Source organism: Bacillus sp. PK6-013 (assembly GCF_054161445.1).
In genome coordinates this window covers 2893971-2913594 of record NZ_CP096417.1, presented here as the reverse complement: position 1 = coordinate 2913594, position 19624 = coordinate 2893971, and the positions used below count along the sequence as shown (strand labels likewise).

The 19624-nt window shown below is 47.3% G+C and carries 25 protein-coding genes; all 25 read left to right on the top strand.

The window, feature by feature from the left end; translation table 11 throughout:
• Positions 1 to 2 precede the first annotated feature (2 nt).
• The 25 genes from M1E03_RS14710 to M1E03_RS14590 all read left to right on the top strand — a co-directional run bounded on the left by M1E03_RS14710 (position 3) and on the right by M1E03_RS14590 (position 19612).
• Positions 3 to 845 carry an XkdF-like putative serine protease domain-containing protein gene (locus tag M1E03_RS14710; RefSeq protein ID WP_026579863.1) on the top strand — a complete coding sequence of 281 codons (843 nt, stop codon included), beginning with the start codon at positions 3 to 5 and terminating at the stop codon, positions 843 to 845.
• Between the two features lie 17 nt (positions 846 to 862).
• Complete coding sequence (locus M1E03_RS14705; protein WP_020451017.1) at positions 863 to 1798, top strand: phage major capsid family protein; 936 nt, start codon at positions 863 to 865, stop codon at positions 1796 to 1798.
• Between the two features lie 115 nt (positions 1799 to 1913).
• On the top strand, positions 1914 to 2288 hold the full coding sequence (gene yqbG / locus M1E03_RS14700; protein ID WP_023856716.1) for a protein YqbG: 375 nt from the start codon (positions 1914 to 1916) through the stop codon (positions 2286 to 2288).
• Entirely contained in the window at positions 2285 to 2641 is a 357-nt protein-coding gene (locus tag M1E03_RS14695) for a YqbH/XkdH family protein (RefSeq protein WP_026579862.1), read from the top strand. The genes yqbG and M1E03_RS14695 overlap by 4 nt, the downstream gene beginning before the upstream one ends.
• Entirely contained in the window at positions 2638 to 3126 is a 489-nt protein-coding gene (locus M1E03_RS14690) for an HK97 gp10 family phage protein (protein ID WP_026579861.1), read from the top strand. Before M1E03_RS14695 ends, M1E03_RS14690 begins: the two co-directional genes overlap by 4 nt.
• 12 nt (positions 3127 to 3138) lie before the next feature.
• Positions 3139 to 3579, top strand: coding sequence for a hypothetical protein (locus M1E03_RS14685; RefSeq protein WP_020451021.1), 441 nt, complete (start codon positions 3139 to 3141; stop codon positions 3577 to 3579).
• On the top strand, positions 3580 to 3804 hold the full coding sequence (locus M1E03_RS14680; RefSeq protein WP_020451022.1) for a hypothetical protein: 225 nt from the start codon (positions 3580 to 3582) through the stop codon (positions 3802 to 3804).
• Positions 3804 to 5150, top strand: a complete 1347-nt coding sequence (locus M1E03_RS14675; RefSeq protein WP_026579860.1) for a phage tail sheath family protein — start codon at positions 3804 to 3806, stop codon at positions 5148 to 5150. The genes M1E03_RS14680 and M1E03_RS14675 overlap by 1 nt, the downstream gene beginning before the upstream one ends.
• 1 nt (position 5151) lies before the next feature.
• The gene (locus tag M1E03_RS14670; protein ID WP_020451024.1) at positions 5152 to 5595 is read left to right on the top strand and encodes a phage tail tube protein; all 444 of its coding nucleotides are present in this window, start codon (positions 5152 to 5154) and stop codon (positions 5593 to 5595) included.
• Positions 5596 to 5719: 124 nt separating this feature from the next.
• Complete coding sequence (locus M1E03_RS14665) at positions 5720 to 6169, top strand: phage tail assembly chaperone (protein WP_283931640.1); 450 nt, start codon at positions 5720 to 5722, stop codon at positions 6167 to 6169.
• Positions 6170 to 6210: 41 nt separating this feature from the next.
• On the top strand, positions 6211 to 6348 hold the full coding sequence (locus M1E03_RS14660) for a hypothetical protein (protein WP_095290311.1): 138 nt from the start codon (positions 6211 to 6213) through the stop codon (positions 6346 to 6348).
• Between the two features lie 3 nt (positions 6349 to 6351).
• A complete protein-coding gene (locus tag M1E03_RS14655; protein ID WP_283931641.1) occupies positions 6352 to 10116 on the top strand; it encodes a transglycosylase SLT domain-containing protein in 3765 nt (1254 codons plus the stop codon).
• A complete protein-coding gene (locus M1E03_RS14650; protein ID WP_020451028.1) occupies positions 10109 to 10765 on the top strand; it encodes a LysM peptidoglycan-binding domain-containing protein in 657 nt (218 codons plus the stop codon). Before M1E03_RS14655 ends, M1E03_RS14650 begins: the two co-directional genes overlap by 8 nt.
• A 56-nt stretch (positions 10766 to 10821) precedes the next feature.
• A complete protein-coding gene (locus tag M1E03_RS14645; protein WP_103749039.1) occupies positions 10822 to 11802 on the top strand; it encodes an XkdQ/YqbQ family protein in 981 nt (326 codons plus the stop codon).
• Positions 11799 to 12107, top strand: a complete 309-nt coding sequence (locus M1E03_RS14640; RefSeq protein ID WP_026579856.1) for a DUF2577 domain-containing protein — start codon at positions 11799 to 11801, stop codon at positions 12105 to 12107. Before M1E03_RS14645 ends, M1E03_RS14640 begins: the two co-directional genes overlap by 4 nt.
• 18 nt (positions 12108 to 12125) lie before the next feature.
• Positions 12126 to 12551, top strand: coding sequence for a DUF2634 domain-containing protein (locus tag M1E03_RS14635; protein WP_043925288.1), 426 nt, complete (start codon positions 12126 to 12128; stop codon positions 12549 to 12551).
• Positions 12544 to 13587, top strand: coding sequence for a baseplate J/gp47 family protein (locus M1E03_RS14630; protein WP_105980893.1), 1044 nt, complete (start codon positions 12544 to 12546; stop codon positions 13585 to 13587). The genes M1E03_RS14635 and M1E03_RS14630 overlap by 8 nt, the downstream gene beginning before the upstream one ends.
• Positions 13574 to 14494 (top strand): YmfQ family protein, encoded by a 921-nt coding sequence (locus M1E03_RS14625; RefSeq protein ID WP_458110491.1) that lies wholly within the window; start codon positions 13574 to 13576, stop codon positions 14492 to 14494. Before M1E03_RS14630 ends, M1E03_RS14625 begins: the two co-directional genes overlap by 14 nt.
• A gap of 13 nt (positions 14495 to 14507) precedes the next feature.
• Positions 14508 to 14894: a phage tail-collar fiber domain-containing protein gene (locus tag M1E03_RS14620; RefSeq protein ID WP_020451034.1), complete on the top strand. Its 387-nt coding sequence runs from the start codon at positions 14508 to 14510 to the stop codon at positions 14892 to 14894.
• A gap of 15 nt (positions 14895 to 14909) precedes the next feature.
• On the top strand, positions 14910 to 16118 hold the full coding sequence (locus tag M1E03_RS14615; RefSeq protein ID WP_026579852.1) for a pyocin knob domain-containing protein: 1209 nt from the start codon (positions 14910 to 14912) through the stop codon (positions 16116 to 16118).
• Positions 16119 to 16160: 42 nt separating this feature from the next.
• Positions 16161 to 17120: a hypothetical protein gene (locus M1E03_RS14610; protein WP_026579851.1), complete on the top strand. Its 960-nt coding sequence runs from the start codon at positions 16161 to 16163 to the stop codon at positions 17118 to 17120.
• 43 nt (positions 17121 to 17163) lie between these two features.
• Positions 17164 to 17433 carry a hemolysin XhlA family protein gene (locus tag M1E03_RS14605; RefSeq protein WP_026579850.1) on the top strand — a complete coding sequence of 90 codons (270 nt, stop codon included), beginning with the start codon at positions 17164 to 17166 and terminating at the stop codon, positions 17431 to 17433.
• A gap of 14 nt (positions 17434 to 17447) precedes the next feature.
• Positions 17448 to 17711 carry a phage holin gene (locus M1E03_RS14600; protein ID WP_026579849.1) on the top strand — a complete coding sequence of 88 codons (264 nt, stop codon included), beginning with the start codon at positions 17448 to 17450 and terminating at the stop codon, positions 17709 to 17711.
• Between the two features lie 52 nt (positions 17712 to 17763).
• Positions 17764 to 18828: a peptidoglycan recognition protein family protein gene (locus tag M1E03_RS14595; protein WP_026579848.1), complete on the top strand. Its 1065-nt coding sequence runs from the start codon at positions 17764 to 17766 to the stop codon at positions 18826 to 18828.
• A 97-nt stretch (positions 18829 to 18925) separates the two neighbouring features.
• Positions 18926 to 19612 carry a GntR family transcriptional regulator gene (locus M1E03_RS14590; RefSeq protein WP_023856728.1) on the top strand — a complete coding sequence of 229 codons (687 nt, stop codon included), beginning with the start codon at positions 18926 to 18928 and terminating at the stop codon, positions 19610 to 19612.
• Positions 19613 to 19624 lie beyond the last annotated feature (12 nt).

Here is a 19624-nt window from a genome sequence, read left to right as displayed (position 1 = left end):
TCGTGCCGAGAGAGCTTAAAAATGCCAAGATCAATTTCGTCAGTTATGTCGACAAAGCGGCGAACAAAAAGAAATTCTTTATGACGAAATCGAGTGAATCGCCGACATTTGAAAAGGAAGTCAAGCTGATTGCGAAAGCCGAGGATGAAAAGAAGCTCGTCTACGGCGTGGTCTACGAGCCGGACATTCAGGATGCCCACGGCGATTTTATGTCGGCTGACGAAATCCAAAAAGCCGCCCACGGTTTTCTGAAAAATGCCCGGAAGATCGACAAAGATCACAATTTCCAGGGAGGCGTCGGAGAAGTCGTGGAGTCCTATGTTGCGCCGGCTGATTTTGAAGTGAACGGCGAAACGATTGTGAAAGGCTCTTGGGTGCTGGTGACAAAAGCCGGCGATGAGATCTGGGAACAGATTAAAAAAGGAAGCATCACCGGCTACAGCATGGCGGGCACTGCCGAAACTGTCGAACACCCGCCCCGCGCCGGCTCTGATGAGACCGGCAGTTTCTTTCAGCTGTTTAAGCAGTTTTTTGCCGGCGACAAACAAAAAACGGGAGAGGAAGAAAAAAAGATGAAACGATCAGAAGTTCAAGGAACGATTGAAGCCGTCTTGGCTCCGCTTCTCAAACGTCTTGACGATTTGGAAGGAGATAAAGCGGCGGACGAAAAAGAGCAGCAGACAGACCAGGATGCACATGTGAAGGAAATCGTCGAGGACATGCTCGCCCCTCTGATTGCGCGCATCGAAGCACTCGAAAAGATGAGAGGTGCCTCAAAGCAGGCAGCGGCTGAAAAAGAAGGAGAAGAAGAAGTTAAAAAATCGATTTGGAGCGGATTGCTTTAATTTGGAGGAGGAAGAACATGAGAAATCAAGAGATTATTCGTAAAGCCGAGATGTCGCTTGCGACGTTGAAAAGCGGAGGATTAATGAATCCGGCGCAGGCTTCTGCATTTATTCGCATGGTGCAAAACACGCCGACAATTTTCAGCGAATCACGTGTGATTCAAATGGAAAACGACTCGCAAAAATTTGAAAAAATCGGTTTTGGCCAGCGGATTTTAAGAGCGGCTGATGAAGGTAAAGCATTGGCGAAGGACCAATTAACCGCACCGGTGACCAGCACGGTTGAACTGAATGCGAAAGAAGTCATTGCCGAAGTCAACATTACTTATGACACGCTCGAAAATAACATTGAAAAAGACGGCCTTCAACAGACGCTGATGCAAATGCTGGCGGAACGGGCCGCTGTGGATATTGAAGAACTGATCGTCAACGGTGATGTTGCGTCTTCAGATCCATACCTTGCTCAACTTGACGGAATCCGGAAGCAGTCCGTCTCTCACATCGTCGATGCAGGCGGGGAGCAAATCAGCCGACAGCTTTTCAAACAGGGACTGAAAGCTGTTCCGGCAAAATATATGCGCGTTCCGCAGGAATTCAGATTCTACACATCGCTCGGTCAGGAGATCGAATGGAAAGACCGCGTCGCAGACCGTCAAACCACTCTCGGGGATGCGGCTGTACAGGGCGGGCTTTCAACCGCTTTTGGCGTGCCTGTTAAAGGGGTCTCAAATATTCAGCCGTATGCGTACGGAGAAGGAGATGCAGCCGCCGAAGCATCAGACATTATTTTGACGCATCCGAAAAATATTATTCTCGGTTTCTCGCGCAATATCAGAATTGAAGTCGATAAAGACATTCGCGCGCGCAAATTTATCATTGTCCTGACGGCAAAACTGGACAGCAAATTCGAAGAAGAAGACGCGGTTGCAAAAATCGTCAATGTAAAAGAGTAAATGCCTGAGTCCGAACGTTTTCACTGAAAGCATCGCCAATCGGCGGGAAACGAGTCCGAGCACAAGCGAAAGCGCCCCGGACAACAGCTAAAAGCTCTGGAAGGATGTGATGAACATGCTGATCACGCCCGACGATATCATTCAATATTCCGTTATTGAAGCCGTGAAAAACCGACCGCAGGAATTGCTGCGGCAGGATATCCTTGAAGCCGAAGCGGAAGCCGAGCAGATCACGGGGCATCGTTTTACAGATGAAAAATATGATCCGCTGCCGGAAAAGGCAAGGCTCGCTTTGCTGCAGCTGGCACAGTACTTTGCATTGAAAAACGGTGATGAATCGCTTTTGAAAGGCTACAAATCTGAGAAATTGGGTGACTACTCCTATACGCTCTCAAGAAGCGGTGGCCTGGCGAAGCCCGACGTCTATAAACTGCTCGAAGAATTTATTCTTGATTATGAATCTGTCCGATTCAAGGTGCGGCCGCTATGAGCTACAAAAGTCTATTAAGCGACCGTTGCGATATCTATCATTTAAAGGAAGATCATGCAGAGGAAGCAAGGTACGGCATTCCCGCGCCAAACCTGCAGCCGATTCGCACATACGGGGAAACACCCGATCTTCAAAACGTTCCCTGCTATTTTACGGAAAAAAATCAGTCGATCGTCCAGCAAGATCCCGAACAGGTCATTTATCATTCATATTTGGCCCATTTTCCGGCGGATGCAGATGTGCGCCTTCACGATCTTGCGGTCTGGAACGGTGTCAGCTACACGCTCCAGCAGCCGCGCAACATCAAAGGCCATCACCTGGAAGTCTTAGCGGTCAGGGATGAAAAACTATGAAAATCAAAGGATTGAAACAGCTATCGCGGACGTTGGAAAAAGCGGGGCAGAGCGGCTTTCGAACTGAAGCTGCCAAGTGGCTTGAACAGACGGGAACCGATTTTTTAGATCTGGTCCGCGACGAAATCGTACGCGCCGGATCGATTGATACCGGCAGCCTTATGCGCTCTTTCAAGCGAGGGGCTGAAGGGAACATATGGGAAATCGAAAAAGGCGGACTCACGCTTGAAGTCGGGACGGAGTTAGAGTACGCCTCATTCGTAAATGACGGCCATTGGACAGGCGGAAAAGAGGAAGTCAGGTGGATTCCGGGACAATGGCACAGCGGCCGATTTCAATACGATCCCGTTTCTTCGTCCGGCATGGTTTTAAAACGGCAATGGGTAAAGGGAACAGGCTATTGGGAGCATGCGCTTTACATATTTGAGCGTTTATTTGAAAAACGCCTGAATGAAGAGCTGCAAACATGGCTGAATTCCCTTTAAGGAGGTGAAGCTTTGAACGACGAAACGGGATCTGTTATGAATTTCTTTTATCAAGTCTTTCCTGTCGTCTGTTATGAAAAGGAAATACCCGACCATTTTCAAATACCGTCGCTATATTTTCCTCCCCCTTCTGTTTTTGATGAAAATGATACAGTTTCAACATTTAAAAAAGTCTTCACCCTGAATGTGAAACTGTTTCACCATGATTCACAGCAGGCCCACGATCATGCCGAGCGCATTGCAGACGCCGTAAGGGAAGCGCGACACATCATCCCGCTCATTGACCGGTCGGGTAAAGACACGGGAGACAGCTTGAGGATCAGCCGGATCGAGACGAGGATAGGGGATTCCGGCACCGCGTCCATTATTATTCAATGGAACAGCCGCTACTGGTACAAACGGGAAAACGAACTTTCTCTGGAAACAATCGATTTTACAAACGGGGTGAAATAATTGACAGTCAGCAAAAAAACAAAGACCGAAGCAAAAAAGGCGCCTCTTGAGGAACGAGAAGCGCTGTTCTACATCGAGGATCTGAGGGAGCACGCGAAAGAGCTTTTCGGCATTAAACCGGAAGTTCTCGACGGTGCTCTTTTTCATGTGAAAGAAGAGCAGATTTCAAAGCTTGAGGCAAGTCAGCTTATTCAAACATTTTTAGCCAAGGAGGTCATGAATTAATGAACGGCGGAACATTTACACCAGGCAAAGAAAAAGATCGTGCCGGCATTTATTTTAATTTTAAAACGACAGCAGAGGAGCGGGTTTCCGTCGGGGAGCGCGGCACAGTTGCCCTTCCTGTCGTCATGAGCTGGGGGGAGCCGAAATCATTCGTATCGATTTCCAGCATTGAAGATTTAAATAAAAAAGTGGGATTGAACATCGATGATCCGTCTCTTCTGCTTTTCCGCGAAGCGAAGAAAAACGCACAGACCGTTTTGCTGTACCGTCTGAACACAGGAGCGCCGGCGAAAGCCCAAATCGGCGAAACGCTGAGTGTAACGGCAAAATACGGGGGCGAGAAAGGGAACGACATTTCAATCCGCATTTCCGAAAATGTGCTCGATTCTAAAAAGTTTGATGTCACAACCTTTGTCGGAACAGATGAAGCTGACCGACAAACCGTCAAAACGGCAGAAGAGCTTACCGCAAATGCGTACGTCGCGTTTCAAGGGGAAGGCGCGCTTGAACTGACAGCGGGCACAAAACTGGAAGGCGGAGAGAACGGAACAGCAAGCGTTGCCGATTACACCGCGTTTTTAGATGCGGCCGAAACGGAATACTTCAATACGATCGCACTTCCGGTTGCAGACAATGAACAGCTGAAAGCCACTTTTGCCGCTTTCATCAAACGCCTCCGCGATAAGCAGGGCCAGAAAGTCCAAGGCGTAGTCGCCGATTATGCCGGAGACGATGAAGGCATCATCAATGTAACGGGAGGCGTCGTGCTGGAAGACGGCACAGAAATCACGCCTGAAAAAGCGACGGCATGGGTTGCCGGAGCAAGCGCAGGCGCGACTTTTAACCAGTCGCTGACATTTGTCGAATACGAAGGAGCTGTTGATGTTCTGAACCGTCTGGATGAAGATCAGGTCATCGAACGTCTGAAAAAAGGCGAGTTTTTATTTACGTTTGATGCACGCGATCAATCGGTCAGTGTCGAAAAAGACATCAACTCTTTAACGAGTTTCACTGCCGACAAAAACAAAAAATTCTCGAAAAATAAAATCATCCGCGTCCTTGACGGAGTTAACAATGATTTGACCCGCGAATTAAAGGCTTTAATCAAAGCGCGAAAAGCAAGCGGCAGCGACATTCCTGCTTCTGACGACGGTTTGCAGTACGTCAAAACGCTGATCATTCAGTATATGACGGCGCTTCAGGAAGCCGGCGGCATTACCGGTTTTGATTCTGAAAGCGATATTGCCATCACACTGAATGAAGACCGCGACGGGTTTTTAATCGATTTGGCCGTTCAGCCGGTTGATGCAGCAGAAAAATTCTACTTTAATGTGGAGGTAAAATAATATGGCATTAAAAGCGCAAAACACGATTTCCGGAAAAGAAGGCCGTCTTTTTCTCGACGGACAAGAGATGGCTCATATCAAAACATTTGAGGCAAACGTCGAAAAGAATAAAGCCGAAGTCAATATTATGGGCCGCCGCATGACGGGCCACAAGACAACAGGTGCAAACGGCACGGGAACGGCGACATTTTATAAAGTCACGTCTCAATTTGTCACATTAATGATGAACTATGTAAAAAAAGGCGAAGATCCGTATTTCACGCTCCAGGCCGTCCTTGACGACCAGTCATCAGGCCGCGGAACGGAACGTGTCACACTGTATGATGTGAATTTTGACTCGGCCAAAATCGCCGGCCTTGACGTCGATTCAGAAGCGCTGGAAGAAGAAGTGCCGTTCACATTTGAAGATTTTGACGTTCCTGAAAAACTGAAAGATACGTTTTAAAAAAGAGCCCCGTATCCCGCTTTTCAAACATAGGCTAGTAGTCAGGACATATAACACCAAGCACTCTCGTCAAGCCGAGGGTGCTTTTTCATTTAAAAATTGAATGTTAAAGGAGCAAGCAGACATGAGAGAAAAACAAGAAGAAAAAGTATATGATTTATCCTTTTTTATGCCGGGACACACCGTTGAAGCCGAAGAAATCAAAGTGCCGATCTCAAAGCGGTTCGTCGATAAAAAGGGCAATGTCATTCCGTTTGTGTTTAAGCCGATTACAACCGAGCGCATTGACGAGCTTGAAAAAGAAAATACGACTTATAAAAACATCAAAGGCAGGGGCCGCGTCAAGGATCTCGACACCCAGCGCTTTTACGCCCGAATCGCCATTGAATCGACGATCTATCCTGATTTCCGTTCAAAGGAATTAAGAGAAGCCTATCAAACGGCCGACCCGGTCGAAGTAGCCAAACGCGTTCTGTCAGTCGGAGGGGAATATGCGAACTGGCTCAACAAAGCGATTGAAATCAACGGCTTTGAAGACGATCTTGAAGATCTGGAAGAAGAAGCAAAAAACTAATCAAGGATGGGAATAAAGAAGCGGTGTATCTCTATTTTGCGATGCACGAACTTCACTATTCTCCATCCCAGCTCCGGGAGCTGTACGAAGCCCCAAAACCGTTTAAAGCATTTTTATACGGACTCATCAGCTACAAACTTCAAATCTTGGAAAAAGAAGCGAGGAAAGGAGGTACATAATCCATGGCAAAACTGACGGCACGTTTTGACCTTGAAGACCGGGTATCTAAGAAGCTGCGAAGGATTCAGAAGGGGTTTAAAGACCTGGAAAAAAGACGAAAAAAACTCAGCCGCCCGTTCGCAATGAAAATAAAAACGAAAACAGCAGAAAAAACATTGAAAAAACTTAATGTTTTCTTAAAAGCCAACCTGAAATCATGGCAGCTTGAAATTTCAGCAGTCGATAAGGCCGGCAAAACCATCGACAATATTTCAAATCAGCTTAAACAAAAGCTGCCTGACAACTATCAATTTTCAATTGTAATAAATGATCAGGCAACACCGGGCATTCAAAAGATCAGAAGCATCATGTCTGAATTGTCATCAGCTGAATACTTCTTAACTGCAGCCGTTAATGACCGAGTCACCCCGGCTGTTCAAAAAATTTCCGGCTACATGAAGAGTGCATTGCAAAAAGGATACTCTGCAACGCTCTATGTCATTGATAAAATCACCCAGACAGCCAGCAGGATTTCCTCCTATTTGAAAAATCATTTAGCAAGGGAATATCAAGCCACCCTTACGATTAACGACCAGGCGACCGGGAAATTGAATGCTTTGCAAAAAAAGCTTAACAGCATTGAGGCTAAACGTATCCTTAAAATTGACGCAATTGTAAAAACGGAACAAAAAGAAGACAAAAAAGATTCGGATGGGAAAGCTGAGGCCATATGGACTGAAATTCTAAAGGCGGGTAAAAGTAAATTTGTTGAATGGGTGAAGGGGCTTCCCGAGAAGATTTGGGACAAATCATTTGATGCCATCCTCGGTAAGGTGTTTAAAGGTGAAGAAAGTGGAGGCGGTTGTTGCTGCTGTGGTGGAGGCGGAGGTTCTATAATCAATGAACCTGCAACAAGCAGCAGGCCAGGAAGTGAAGAAACCTCCACTAATGGAGAAACAAGACCGGGAAGAAACAGATCCGGCGGCAAGTTTATGAAAGGTCTTCGAAAAGTGGGGAAAGTTGGAGGCAAAGCCCTCCCATATGCTGGAGCGCTTTTATCAGCGACTGAGTTAATGGATATGAACAAAGAAAACGCAGGCGAAAAAGTCGGTTCGGCAGGCGGAGGAATTGGCGGCGGTTTAGCTGGCGCAGCAGCAGGTGCTGCAATTGGCACAGCTATTCTCCCTGTGGGGGGGACGGCAATCGGCGGGGCCATTGGAGGTATGGTCGGAAGCTTGGGCGGCTCAAGTATCGGTGAATATTTCGGGAAGATGTTCGATGACAATGGCGGTGTCGAGAAAGCATGGAATACGATAAAAGATAAATCGGCTGAGGCACTCGGAGCCGTTCAAGAAAATTGGTCGATGATAGCGGGATGGTTTACAGATAACGTTTGGAATCCGGTTGTCGGCAAGGTGGTCGAAGTGGCGACAGGGATCTGGAATCAGCTGACAACAGCCTGGACGATGATTCAGGAAACATTCATGACAGTTGCGGGCTGGTTTGCGGAAAATGTCTGGAATCCGGTTGTCGGCAAGGTGATCGAAGTAGCGACAGGGATCTGGAATCAGCTGACAACAGCCTGGACGATGATTCAGGAAACATTCATGGTTGTCGCCAGCTGGTTCGCAGAAAATGTCTGGGATCCGGTTGTCGGCAAAGTCATTGAAGTAGCGACAGGGATCTGGAATCAGCTGACAACGGCCTGGACGATGATACAAGAGACATTCACGGCGGTCGCCGGCTGGTTTGCGGAAAACGTTTGGAATCCCGTAGTTTCAAAAGTCATTGAAGTAGCAACTGGAATTTGGAATCGTTTTCAATTTACATGGAATATGATCAAAAGAGTTTGGGGCGCGGTTTCCTCATGGTTTATAAATACGGTTTGGAATCCGATAAAAAATACGTTTTCAACCGTAAAAGAAGCCATTGGAGAAAAATTCCAAGCGGCCAAAAAAACGGTAACAGACATTTGGGAAGGTGTCGCCGGCTGGTTTGAGAAAAATATTCAAAAGCCAATTGTAAAGATTGCCGGATTGATCAGCGACGGTTTTGAGAAAGCATTCGGATGGGTAGGCAAAATATGGGAAAAGGTTGGCGGCGGTATTGATGCCGTCATCAACTTCATGACAGGAGAAGATCCTGATAAAAATGCCACAGGCGGCTACATCACAAAACCGACCATCTCTTGGATCGGTGAAGCCGGAAACGAATTTGTCATCCCGACGGAAAACAACCGGGGCCGCGGGAAGATGCTGCTTGCCCAGGCAGCGACCAAGCTCGGCATGCGCGTTGTTGACGACATGGGGGCCGCGGCGGGAGACGGGGGAGCTTCTTCTCCGGTTTCAAGCACCGCTTCATATTCGGCTTCTGTGTCGCCTGCTGTCGGCGTCGGGAATATAACGGCAGAGGCGCAGGCTTTCGGTCGGGAATTCACCGGCGGCTTTGACAAAGGGATCGGCTCAAACGCTCCTTCCCTTGATCAATGGAAGCAAAAAAACATCAGCAAGCCGTTTAGCAGCCTGCCGGCAGAATCGTCTAATTACGGAAAACAGGCGGTCGCCGGGTTCGCTTCCGGGCAAAATACTACCGCGACCGGAACGGGTGGTTTTCTTCAAGCAAAAGTAAATGCGCCTTATCAAACAACGGTGAAGACGTCATCTTCCTGGGGCGCAAATACAGTCAAAAACTTCGCTTCCGGGCAAAATGCAACACCGACCGGGACATCGCAGTATGTTGATAAAAATATCAACAAGCCGTTCCTTGATTCGAAACAGTCGGCTGCAGGCTGGGGATCAGGCATGGTCGGACACTTTATCAGCGGCATGAATGGAAAAGGCAGCGAAGTTTCTCAAGCTGCAAAAAACTTAGCGAAAAAAGTGGAAAAAGCGTTCCGCGAAGAGCTGGATATTCATTCTCCGTCCCGGGTCATGATGAATCTCGGGCGTTTTGCGTCGGTCGGGATTGTCAAAGGTTTAAGTTCTGTCGATGTCAAAAGTTTTGCGGAAAAACAAGCGGGCTCACTGGCTGCTGCGTTTTCCGGAATCGGCGCCGTCGGCGGAAATGTAAAGTCGTGGCTGATGCAGGCGATCATGGCTACCGGTTCACCGGCGTCGTGGCTGCAGCCGCTTTCTGTCATTGCTCAAAAGGAATCCGGCGGAAATCCGCGCGCCTCTAACGGCTGGGACATTAACGCCAAGCGGGGAGACCCGAGCAGAGGTTTGATGCAGACGATCGGCCAAACGTTTAATGCGTACAAAGGAAAAGGAATGAATGATATTTTCAATCCTGTTCACAACGCGGTAGCGGCCATCAATTACATCAAATCGCGATACGGGTCGCCATTTAACACGCCGGGGATTAAAAGCATGGCAAGAGGCGGAGCTTATAAAGGCTATGCCAACGGCGGCCTGATCACCAGCGAGCAGATCGCCCGCGTGGGTGAAGGCGGCAAGCGCGAATGGATCATTCCCGAAGAACGCGGCATCCGCGGCAGATATTTGCTTCAACGGGCTGCAGGCGCGCTCGGAATGGAAGTGCATAACCCCGCTGAAGGATCCGGTTCCATTTCAAGCGGTCAGGCGGCTGCAGCCACCGCAGGCGGGGCCCGATTCCGGCAGCCGGCTGGAAACGGCGCCAAAGAAGTCAACATCTATATTACCGGCGACAATCATTATCACAGTGAGCGCGACCAGGAAACATTGATTGCGAAAATCAAGCGCGCTCTTGTCGATGAGCTTGAACGGGATATCCATATTGGGACGAAAGGAAGCGTAGCTTATGACTAAATCCGTGTACGAATTTTGGCTGACGCAAGGAAAGGAAAAGCTGCGCCTCCCTGTGCTTCCCGAGCAGCTTGACGTCAGCAATAATCTTGCGAACGAGTCTGTAAAGGTGTCAAAGTTCGGCGAGGTTACATTTATCAATGAACCGGGAGCAAAGACGATTTCATTTTCGTCTCATTTTCCGAAAAAGTATTCTCCGCTTGCGGAATATAAAGGGTTTCTTTCGCCGGAGAACGCGATTCTCAAAATCGAGAAGTGGATGAAAGCAAAAAAACCGGTTCAATTCCTCGTCACGGGCACGAAGATCAATTTCACATGCAGCATCGAAAACTTTTCGCATCGTGAGGGTGAAAAGGATATCGGTGACCGGGATTTTGATCTCACATTAAAAGAGTATCAAACAGCATCACCTCGGAAGATCAAGCAAAAAAAGAAAACGAAGAAAAAACGGCCGTCCAAACCGGCTCCAAAAATGTACACCGTCAAAAAAGGCGATACGCTCTGGCACATCGCAGGCCGTTTTTACGGAAACAGTCAGGAATGGCGGAAAATTTGGAACGCGAACAAACAGGCGATGATCAAACGAAGCAAGCGAAACATCAAACAGCCGGGGCACTGGATTTTTCCGGGGCAAAAGCTGAAAATACCATAAAAAGATGCGCCGGGTGAACCGGCGTTTTTCTGTTAAATCAAAAGCAGGGGATAGCGATGATCGAATTATTTGTCATAAAAGAAAGCGAATGGTATGAACTTGTCACCGAAAGCGTCACATTGGAAGGAGAAAGGTACCAGGCCCCTCGTTCGATCGAAGCGTCGATTGTGATCAAGCAGGGAAGCCATAAATATTACAGCGTGCAGGAAGGCGATACCGTTTTATTTAAATGGAAAGGAAAAGAACTGTTTCGCGGAATTGTGTTCAGCAGGGTGCCGAAAGAATATACGCTTACGTTTAAAGCGTACGACATGCTTCAGTACTTGGTGAAAAACCAGGATGTCTATGTATTCTCGAACAAAACAGCCGCTGACATTGTCAAACGAATTGCGAACGATTTTCAAATTCCCAAAGGCCCGATCACAAGCACCGGACATACGATTAAATCACTCGTCTTTAAAGACAATACGAGCCTGTATGACATCATCTTAAAAGCGCTGAGGGAAACAAAAAAGCAAACCGGAAAAAACTATCAGCTGTATGCCGAAAAAGGAAAGCTGTGTTTAAGAGCGTGGCCCGAGCCAGAGGATATCTGGGTTTTGGAAACGGGTGTGAACATTACGGACTACGCTTACAGTACGTCAATCGATGAAACGGCAACCCGGGTGAAGCTGAGAAAGCAGAAAGATAACAAAACCTATACCGCATCAGCCAGTGATGAAGCCGGTATGAAAAGATACGGCATTCTCCAGTATACAGAAACGGTTTCGGATGATATTAACGAGGCGCAGCTGCGCAACCGGGCGAAGAAGATACAGGCTGAAAAGAAAGGCGTCAAAAAAGAGCTAAAAAGCATACAGGCGCTCGGTATACCGGAAGTCCAAAGCGGACTGCCGGTTTATATATCGATTCCGGAAGCGGGCATTAAAGAAACCTATTGGGTTGATAAAGATAAACACGATTTTGCAGGGACAAAGCATGTGATGACGATTGATGTCGTCGCGAAAAATACAATACCTGAAGGAGCGACTTCATGAAATTAAGCGATGTGATAAAAGAGCTTGCTCTAGGAGCCGTAAACGCTGAATCGCCTGTCGATGTCATGCCGGCTGAAGTCGTGTCCGCTTCTCCGCTCAAGCTGAAGCTCCGCAATCATGATAAATTGGTGATCCCCTCCGACTTACTGGTGGTCGCCAGGCATTTGACAGAACATACGGAACAGATCCGGATTGACGGAGAAGACAAAACGATTCGCTTTTACAGCCAATTGCATGCCGGCGACCACGTGATGATTGCCGCCATGCCTGGAGGGCAGTCGTTTTTCGTGATAGACAGAGTGTAGGAGTAGGAGGTGGCTCGGATGGCTCTTTCACCGGAAGTATCTTTTGAAGATATCGAGGATGACAGCGAAGTGATTGAGACTTCAAAAACGTACAAAATTGATTTTGAAACGGGCAGGATGACGGGTGATATGATTTCAGGACTCGAAGCGGTCGAACAAATGGTTTACATGGCGCTGAGAACTGAGCGCTACGCATACGCCGTTTACAGCCATAACATCGGAAATGAGCTGCAGGAAGTTCTTTCAGATCATGAAACGACCGACGCTTATAAAGAAATGGAGATACCGAGACTGATTGAGGAAGCCCTCATATATGACGACCGAATTTCTGCGGTAACCGATTTCGAGATTGAGCGTCAAGGCGATGCCTTCCATGTGTCTTTTTCGGTTGAAACCGATGAAGGGACATTGGAAATCGAGGAGGTGATAGGGGAAGATGTTTGAAAACCAGACATTTGAAGAGATTATGGAACGCATGCTTGAGCGGGTTTCGGATGAGATTGACAAGCGTGAAAACAGCGTTATTTGGAATGCGCTTGCCCCGGCAGCTGCCGAGCTGGCGCTTTCTTATATTTGGCTTGATCAAGTGCTGAATTTGGTTTATGCGGATACGGCTGAGGGCGAATATTTGGACAGAAGGGCGGATGAGGCCGGTCTTGAGCGCTATCAAGCGTCCAAAGCTATTTGGTCAGCAGCCTTTACGGATGGCGTATCGGTTCCCCCAGGAACCCGCTTCTTTCTGGAAGACTTATATTTTACCATGCTCGAAGACGGCAAGCTTGAATGTGAAACGGCCGGGACAAAAGGAAACGCCAATCTCTCGGGGCGGCCTTTACTTCCGCTCGATACCATTCCAGGGCTTGAAAAGGCGGTTATGGGAAGTCTTGAAATTCCCGGCCGTGATGAGGAGACGGATGAATCGCTGTATGAAAGGTATTTGATCCGCGTCCGCCGCGAAGCGGTCAGCGCGAATCAGATGCATTACAAACAATGGGCCGAAGAAGTGGACGGCGTGGGCAAAGCGAAGGTCTTTCCGCTGTGGAATGGCGAGGGAACCGTAAAGGTTGTCATTACAAACGCGAAAATGGAACCTGCCTCTGATGCATTAATCGAAAGAATCAAGCAATATATCGATCCCGATCCGGGAAAAGGGGAAGGTATGGCGCCGATCGGAGCTTATACTGCGGTTGAAAGTGCGGTCTGGAAAGACGTCAGCATATCTGCAAAAATCATTCCTGAATCAGGCCGGACGATCGATGAAGCCAAACAGGAAATTGCAGAAAAAATCACAGAGCTGTTTAAAGAAATGGCCTTTAAAGAAAGCGTCATCCGTCTCTCGCAGATCAACAACATGATCTATGAATCGTCCTCTGTCAGTGACTATTCGGAAGTCTTCATCAACGGGGAAGCGAAAAATCTGCAGTTGACAGAAACGGAAATTCCAAAGCTGGGGCAGGTGACCATCATTGAGCAAGATTGATGAAATGGCTTTTCATCTGCCGCCATACTTGACGGAAATCCGGGAGATCCAAGACATTTTAGCGGCCGAGGCGCCCGAATTTGAGAAGCAAAATCAAGAGATTTTCGATATAACAGACCAGCTTTTCGTCACGACGGCCACATGGGGGCTGGACAGGTGGGAAAAGATTTTGAATGTCAGACGCGAGGCTTCAGACGGCGTTGATATTCGAAGGGCACGACTGTTAACCAAGATGTCCAATATTCCGCCGATTACTGCGCGCTCGATCGAGCGCGCGGTTAATGCTTTTTTAAAACAGCCGTCCGCCTCCGTCAGACTGACGGCCGGACGGTATCATTTTTTGCTGAGCGTAAACGGTGAGGATCTGCAGTTTATACCTTCGATCATTCAAACCGTCAATCATATGAAGCCCGCCCATTTGGCTTATACATTCCGGGGCGGGTTTCATTATGAATATCGGCCGCCGAAAAGCATTCATAACAGACTTGTTTTAAGAAGCAAAAACGGATTTTTCGGTACGATACCGGTTTATTTGGACGGACAGTATCTGCTTGATGATTCATTCTACTTGAACGGTTTTCGAGAAATCGACGGTCTGCCCCGCAGGTTTAAACAGCAGCTCACACTGCGCCACAAGAAGCGGCAATACATCCGGTCCGCCTTGAGCTTGACGATAAAGGCGACCGCTGAAAACCGGCGGAAACAGCAAACAAAAGCAGGCATGAAAACCTGCATTAGCAATCAAAACAAACAGATCCAGTCCTTCAAAATCAGCTGCAAATGCGAGCATGAATTTAAGCAAGCAGGCTCGCTAGAAATGAGGGAGAAGTGGTGGACGTTAAACGGCGCATTTTTGCTCGACGGAACGAAGCAGCTGGCAGCAGCGGCGCAAAAAATCGCATTGTAAAGGAGAAATCAAAATGGCACAACAATTAACAGTGACAACGCTTTATGCGAGACAGCAAATGGCAAAAGCACGGGCTGAGGGGGGCAAGCTCACCAAAATCACAAAAATGGCTTTCGGAAACGGAGGTACAAACGATAAAGGTGAACCCGTTGCTTTACAGGGCAACGAACAGGCGCTGAAAAACGAACTCTTGCAAAAGGAAATCGACGGCTTTGTCTTCATGGAGCCGGCGAAAGTCCGCTATACATGCACTTTGGGAGAAAGCGAACTGGCAGGAGAGACGATCAACGAGCTTGCCCTTGTCGATGAAGCCGGAAAATTCACAGCGGTCAGAACGATGACAGACAAGCAAAAAGACGGCGACATCGAGTTCGTCTTCGAAATCGACGACATTTATTAAAGGAGCTGAAACAAGGTGGACATCCAAAAACCGAGACGCTTTGAAACGACAGACCGCGCCCATGCCGATTTGTTTAACGAAGCGATAGATCAGCTGAATGTGAACGATGAACGGATTGCAAAGCGGGCTGAGGAAGCTGAAGAAAAGGCTAAAACGTATACTGATGCGCATGCCAGCGACCATTCGATTCACATCACTGACAAAGAACGGGAAAAATGGAGCGCAGGGCAGTTATATAAATTAACCGAAAATAACGGAAAAGTCTTTTACAGAGGCAGTTCAGAAACAACAGATTTTAACACTTTGACAGAGACAGGCATGTATCTCATCTATAATGAAGGAATCAACTCACCACCTTCATCAAATCGGATATTTTTGCTTGTCATGAGCTTCGGCAATACTTTAGTTCAGGCTGCCTATGAATCGTACGAAGGGAAACAGTCGTATTTTAGATTTAGAAAATCCGATTCAACAACGTGGACGCCATGGCAGACCCATGAAACGACTAATGGTGCGCAAGCCAAGGTTGATGCTCATGAACGAAATACAAATCTCCATGTGAATGAAGATGAGCGGGAAAAATGGAACAATGCACAACTATATAAAATGACAAATGATAACGGAAAACGCTTAAAATTGGATGCCGGAACAGATGTGCTTGCGTTGCCCACGGGATTTTATTACGGCGTCAACAGTTCGCTCATTAATGTGCCAAACCCCAGTAATACAGGCTGGTTTAATTATGATGTTTTCGAAGGGGAATCGGGAAGGAAAACAATTGTTGTGACTGCAAGCTATCACTCGATCATGTGGTTTGGGATGGTTCATACAGATGGTCTGTTCCGAGGATGGAAGAGAGTAGTGACAGATGATGACTCAAACGTTGCTTGGCAGACCCCAACGTTGACAAATGGATGGAAACAGTATGGGTCACACAAAGTCCGGTTTTGTAAAAATGTTCTTGGTGAAGTCGAAATCATCGGATCAATAACGGGCGGGACGATTGGTTTTGATGTTCCTGCGTTTACGCTGCCTGAGGGGTTCCGTCCAATTCAAATGATGCACTTTATTGGTGTTGCATCAAGTGTAGGTACGGGGTCAACACCCCAATATCACCGCACACTGATCGATACTGACGGAAGGGTATGCATTCAATCCAGTTCAAATACCGTAAATCCAAACGAGTTTATTACTTTCGGATTTAAGTTCAGGGCTGCACAGTAAAATCAATAGATTACTTTTTCAAAGAGGGGGGGGCAATATAAATTGGATATCCAAAAACCGAAGCCTTTTCGGACGACGGACAAAGCCCACGCTGATTTGTTTAATCAGGTTATCGATCAGCTGAATACAAATGATGAGTCGATTGCACAGTTTGCCGCCGAAGCTGAACAACGTTCAACTGCCTATACAGACAGGCACACTTCGAAAAAGGATAACCCGCATGGTGTAACAAAAACCCAGGTCGGTCTGGGGGAAGTGATCAATAAAAGGCAGGCTACAAAAGATGAATTTGACTTGCATCATAACGATCAAACACGGCATGTTACTGAGGATGAAAGAGATAAATGGAACGGAAGCCAGATTTTTAATATTACCGGGGTCGATGGACAAGCAAAGGTATATATAAGCGCTGAAGATGACTTTCAAACGGTTCTCCCACATTATACCGGGCTGGTACATTTTACGGCAGCTTCAGGAGCATCAAACGGACCAGGCGCGGCCGTTCGAGGAATTTGGACTTGCAACGCTTTAGGTAACTATGGTCATGTGATCGCGTTTGACAATGCAAACAGAACCTATCGGAAAACAATATCCGGTGGCAACTGGACTGAGTGGACAGAATTAGTCTCCGTTGAGAGTCTTGAGGCAAAGCTGACGAACTTAACTTGGCACTTTCCAACGCTTTTAAATGAATGGGTTAACTATGCGGATAGCACGAAAGCCCGTTATACAAAAGATGCAACCGGCACGGTATTTGTAGAAGGTGCAATTGCAAAAGGAAAGATTGGTTTTAATATTCCTGCATTCGTGTTGCCGAAAGGTTATCGGCCGTCACGCGCCTTTCAATTTGTAGGTGTAGCATCTCAACTGGGCATGTCCAATACTCCGCAGTATCATCGCTTACAGGTGAGTGTTGATGGTAATGTTGTGATCGAAAACTGCTCGAATACAGTAAATCCAAATGAATATATCAGTTTTGGATTTAGTTTTAAAGCCACATAGATTTTTAAAAAATCATTTAAACAATATGAGAGAGGGAATTAAAATGCTGGAAGCACCAGAACTGGATATCTTCCAAAAAGAAGTTCAGGAAATGAAAGCTGATCAAAAATCACTCGAACAGCGCGTCAGCACACTCGAACGAACATCAGACCGCCACGATCAGCAAATCATCTCGATTAACGAAAAGCTGAACAAAATCGAAGAGAATACAACTTGGATCAAGCGCAGCATCACAGGCGCGATCATTACAGCGGTCAGCACCGGCATCATCGGCGGAGCGATCGCTGTTTTTTATAATTTATTGCAGAAATAAGGGAGGACAAGATGATGAAACATATTGACAAAGGCACGGTCGTCAGGACGGTGCTTCTTTTTATTGCGCTGGTCAATCAGACGTTGATCATGTTTGGAAAGCCGGTTTTACCGGTCGCCGAAGATCAAATTCATACATTGGCGGATGCCCTGTATTCGGCAGGGTCTGCGGCTTTTACGATCGTTGCATCACTGGTTGCCTGGTATAAGAACAACTATGTGACGAGCAAAGGGAAAATGCAACAAGAGGTTTTACAGAAAAAAGGTTTAACGAAATGAAGCCGTCTTTGAGGCGGCTTTCTGAATTGAATGTGAAAAGGGATGATGAAGTTTGGTCAAAGTCATCAAGAACTTTGTAAAAGTCAATCAATACACCCGTCCCGGGCTGAAGCTTGCGGCAGTCAATGGAATTGTCATGCATTGGACGGCGACGCCCGGGGCTTCCGCTTTAAATGAGCGCAATTATTTCAATGGCACTTGCATTATTGACAAGCGTTATGCCTCGGCTCACTATTTTGTCGACCGCCATGAGGCACAGCATGTTATTCCCGATCAGGAAGTCGCTTATCATGCGCATGATCAAAACCGCTGCTATGTCAGCTTCCTGAAGCCGAATGCCAATACCATGGCGCTCGGGGTCGAAATGTGCGTGGAAAAAGACGGTACCATCCATGAGGAGACGATTCGCAATGCGGCGGAGCTTGTAGCGGATTTGTGCAAGACATACGGTTTGTCCACAGATCGGATTGTCCGCCATTACGATGTCACCAACAAAAGCTGTCCAACCCCGTGGGTGAAAGATGCCGGCCAATTGTCAGCTTTCCGTAAAAGAGTAGACGCCATTTTGGGAACGAAAACCGTATCCGTGTCGGCTGCCTCCACCAGCAAAACAAGCTCATCGTCGGGCATTATACTCAAAAAAGGAATGTCAGGCGCTCATGTGAAAAAGCTGCAAACGCGCTTGATCGCGGCCGGTTTTTCGCTGCCCAAATACGGGGCGGACGGAAGCTACGGAAACGAGACGGTGCAAGCGGTTGCTTCTTTACAAAAGAAAGCGGGAATTAAAGCCGATGGCATTTACGGCCCGGCAACTGAAAAAGCCCTCACAGCCGCTGAAGCGTCAGCGGGCGGTAAGAGCAAGACATGGACTCTTCCCGCCGGCATTTATAAGGTGAAAAGCCCGCTGATGAAAGGAACGGCCGTCACACAAATTCAGACAGCCCTTGCGGCTCTTTATTATTACCCTGATAAAGGGGCCAAAAACCACGGGATCGACGGATACTACGGAGTGAAGACGGCAAACGCGGTGAAACGTTTTCAGCTGATGTACGGTTTGGGGGCGGACGGAATATACGGACCGAAGACAAAAGCGAAAATCCTTGCTCTCTTGAAATAAAGGAACTTTTAAAGTTCCTTTATATTTTTAAAATTTTCAAAAATATATATTCACAACCATACTTGTATGGTAGTATGGCAGAGAGGAGGTGAGAGTCATGACAATGAAACAGTTAAACCCGCGGTCTGTCAGAGACCAAATCTATCAGATGCTGAAGGAAGAAATCATGAAGTTTCGGCTTGTGCCGGGTGAGCTGATATCGGAAAAAGAGATTTCAGAACGGTATGAAGTCAGCCGCACTCCGGTCAGAGAGGCTTTTTTGCAGCTGTCGAGAGAAGGGCTTCTCGAAGTCTATCCGCAGAAAGGAACCCGCGTATCGCTAATTGATCTTGATCTGGTGGAGGAAGCGAGGTTTATGCGGGAAAACCTGGAAAAGGCTGTAGCTGAACTGGCGTGTGAAGACTTTCCGGAGGAAGCTATGTTTAAGTTGGAGCAGAATGTGAAGATGCAGGAATTATCGATTGCACAGAAAAACTATGAAAGTTTGTTTGAATTGGATGAAGCTTTTCATCAGGCGATTTTTGAAGGCTGCGGAAAAGCGAATGTTTGGGCTGCGATTCAGCAGATGAACGTTCCCTTCCAAAGAATCCGTTTATTAAGGCTTGCCGCCGATTTTAACTGGAATACCATTCATCAGCAGCACGGGGCATTAACAGAAGCGATTCGAACAAAACAGAAGGCGAAAGCTAAGAAAATTGCCGAGGAGCATTTGCAGCTGGTCATCGTCGATAAACAGATGCTCATTAATGAGTTTCCCGGTTATTTCAAAAGTAAGCGCTTTTAAAGGAGTGGTGAT

Excerpts from the sequence above, each read along its gene's own strand:
- M1E03_RS14620 (WP_020451034.1), top strand. The coding sequence starts at position 14,508 with ATGGCACAACAATTAACAGTGACAACGCTTTATGCGAGACAGCAAATG.
- M1E03_RS14665 (WP_283931640.1), top strand. The coding sequence starts at position 5,720 with ATGAGAGAAAAACAAGAAGAAAAAGTATATGATTTATCCTTTTTTATG.
- M1E03_RS14605 (WP_026579850.1), top strand. The coding sequence starts at position 17,164 with ATGCTGGAAGCACCAGAACTGGATATCTTCCAAAAAGAAGTTCAGGAA.
- M1E03_RS14670 (WP_020451024.1), top strand. The coding sequence starts at position 5,152 with ATGGCATTAAAAGCGCAAAACACGATTTCCGGAAAAGAAGGCCGTCTT.
- M1E03_RS14640 (WP_026579856.1), top strand. The coding sequence starts at position 11,799 with ATGAAATTAAGCGATGTGATAAAAGAGCTTGCTCTAGGAGCCGTAAAC.
- M1E03_RS14695 (WP_026579862.1), top strand. The coding sequence starts at position 2,285 with ATGAGCTACAAAAGTCTATTAAGCGACCGTTGCGATATCTATCATTTA.
- M1E03_RS14660 (WP_095290311.1), top strand. The coding sequence starts at position 6,211 with ATGCACGAACTTCACTATTCTCCATCCCAGCTCCGGGAGCTGTACGAA.
- M1E03_RS14630 (WP_105980893.1), top strand. The coding sequence starts at position 12,544 with ATGTTTGAAAACCAGACATTTGAAGAGATTATGGAACGCATGCTTGAG.
- M1E03_RS14600 (WP_026579849.1), top strand. The coding sequence starts at position 17,448 with ATGAAACATATTGACAAAGGCACGGTCGTCAGGACGGTGCTTCTTTTT.
- M1E03_RS14645 (WP_103749039.1), top strand. The coding sequence starts at position 10,822 with ATGATCGAATTATTTGTCATAAAAGAAAGCGAATGGTATGAACTTGTC.
- M1E03_RS14635 (WP_043925288.1), top strand. The coding sequence starts at position 12,126 with ATGGCTCTTTCACCGGAAGTATCTTTTGAAGATATCGAGGATGACAGC.
- M1E03_RS14675 (WP_026579860.1), top strand. The coding sequence starts at position 3,804 with ATGAACGGCGGAACATTTACACCAGGCAAAGAAAAAGATCGTGCCGGC.
- yqbG (WP_023856716.1), top strand. The coding sequence starts at position 1,914 with ATGCTGATCACGCCCGACGATATCATTCAATATTCCGTTATTGAAGCC.
- M1E03_RS14690 (WP_026579861.1), top strand. The coding sequence starts at position 2,638 with ATGAAAATCAAAGGATTGAAACAGCTATCGCGGACGTTGGAAAAAGCG.
- M1E03_RS14650 (WP_020451028.1), top strand. The coding sequence starts at position 10,109 with ATGACTAAATCCGTGTACGAATTTTGGCTGACGCAAGGAAAGGAAAAG.
- M1E03_RS14655 (WP_283931641.1), top strand. The coding sequence starts at position 6,352 with ATGGCAAAACTGACGGCACGTTTTGACCTTGAAGACCGGGTATCTAAG.
- M1E03_RS14590 (WP_023856728.1), top strand. The coding sequence starts at position 18,926 with ATGACAATGAAACAGTTAAACCCGCGGTCTGTCAGAGACCAAATCTAT.
- M1E03_RS14705 (WP_020451017.1), top strand. The coding sequence starts at position 863 with ATGAGAAATCAAGAGATTATTCGTAAAGCCGAGATGTCGCTTGCGACG.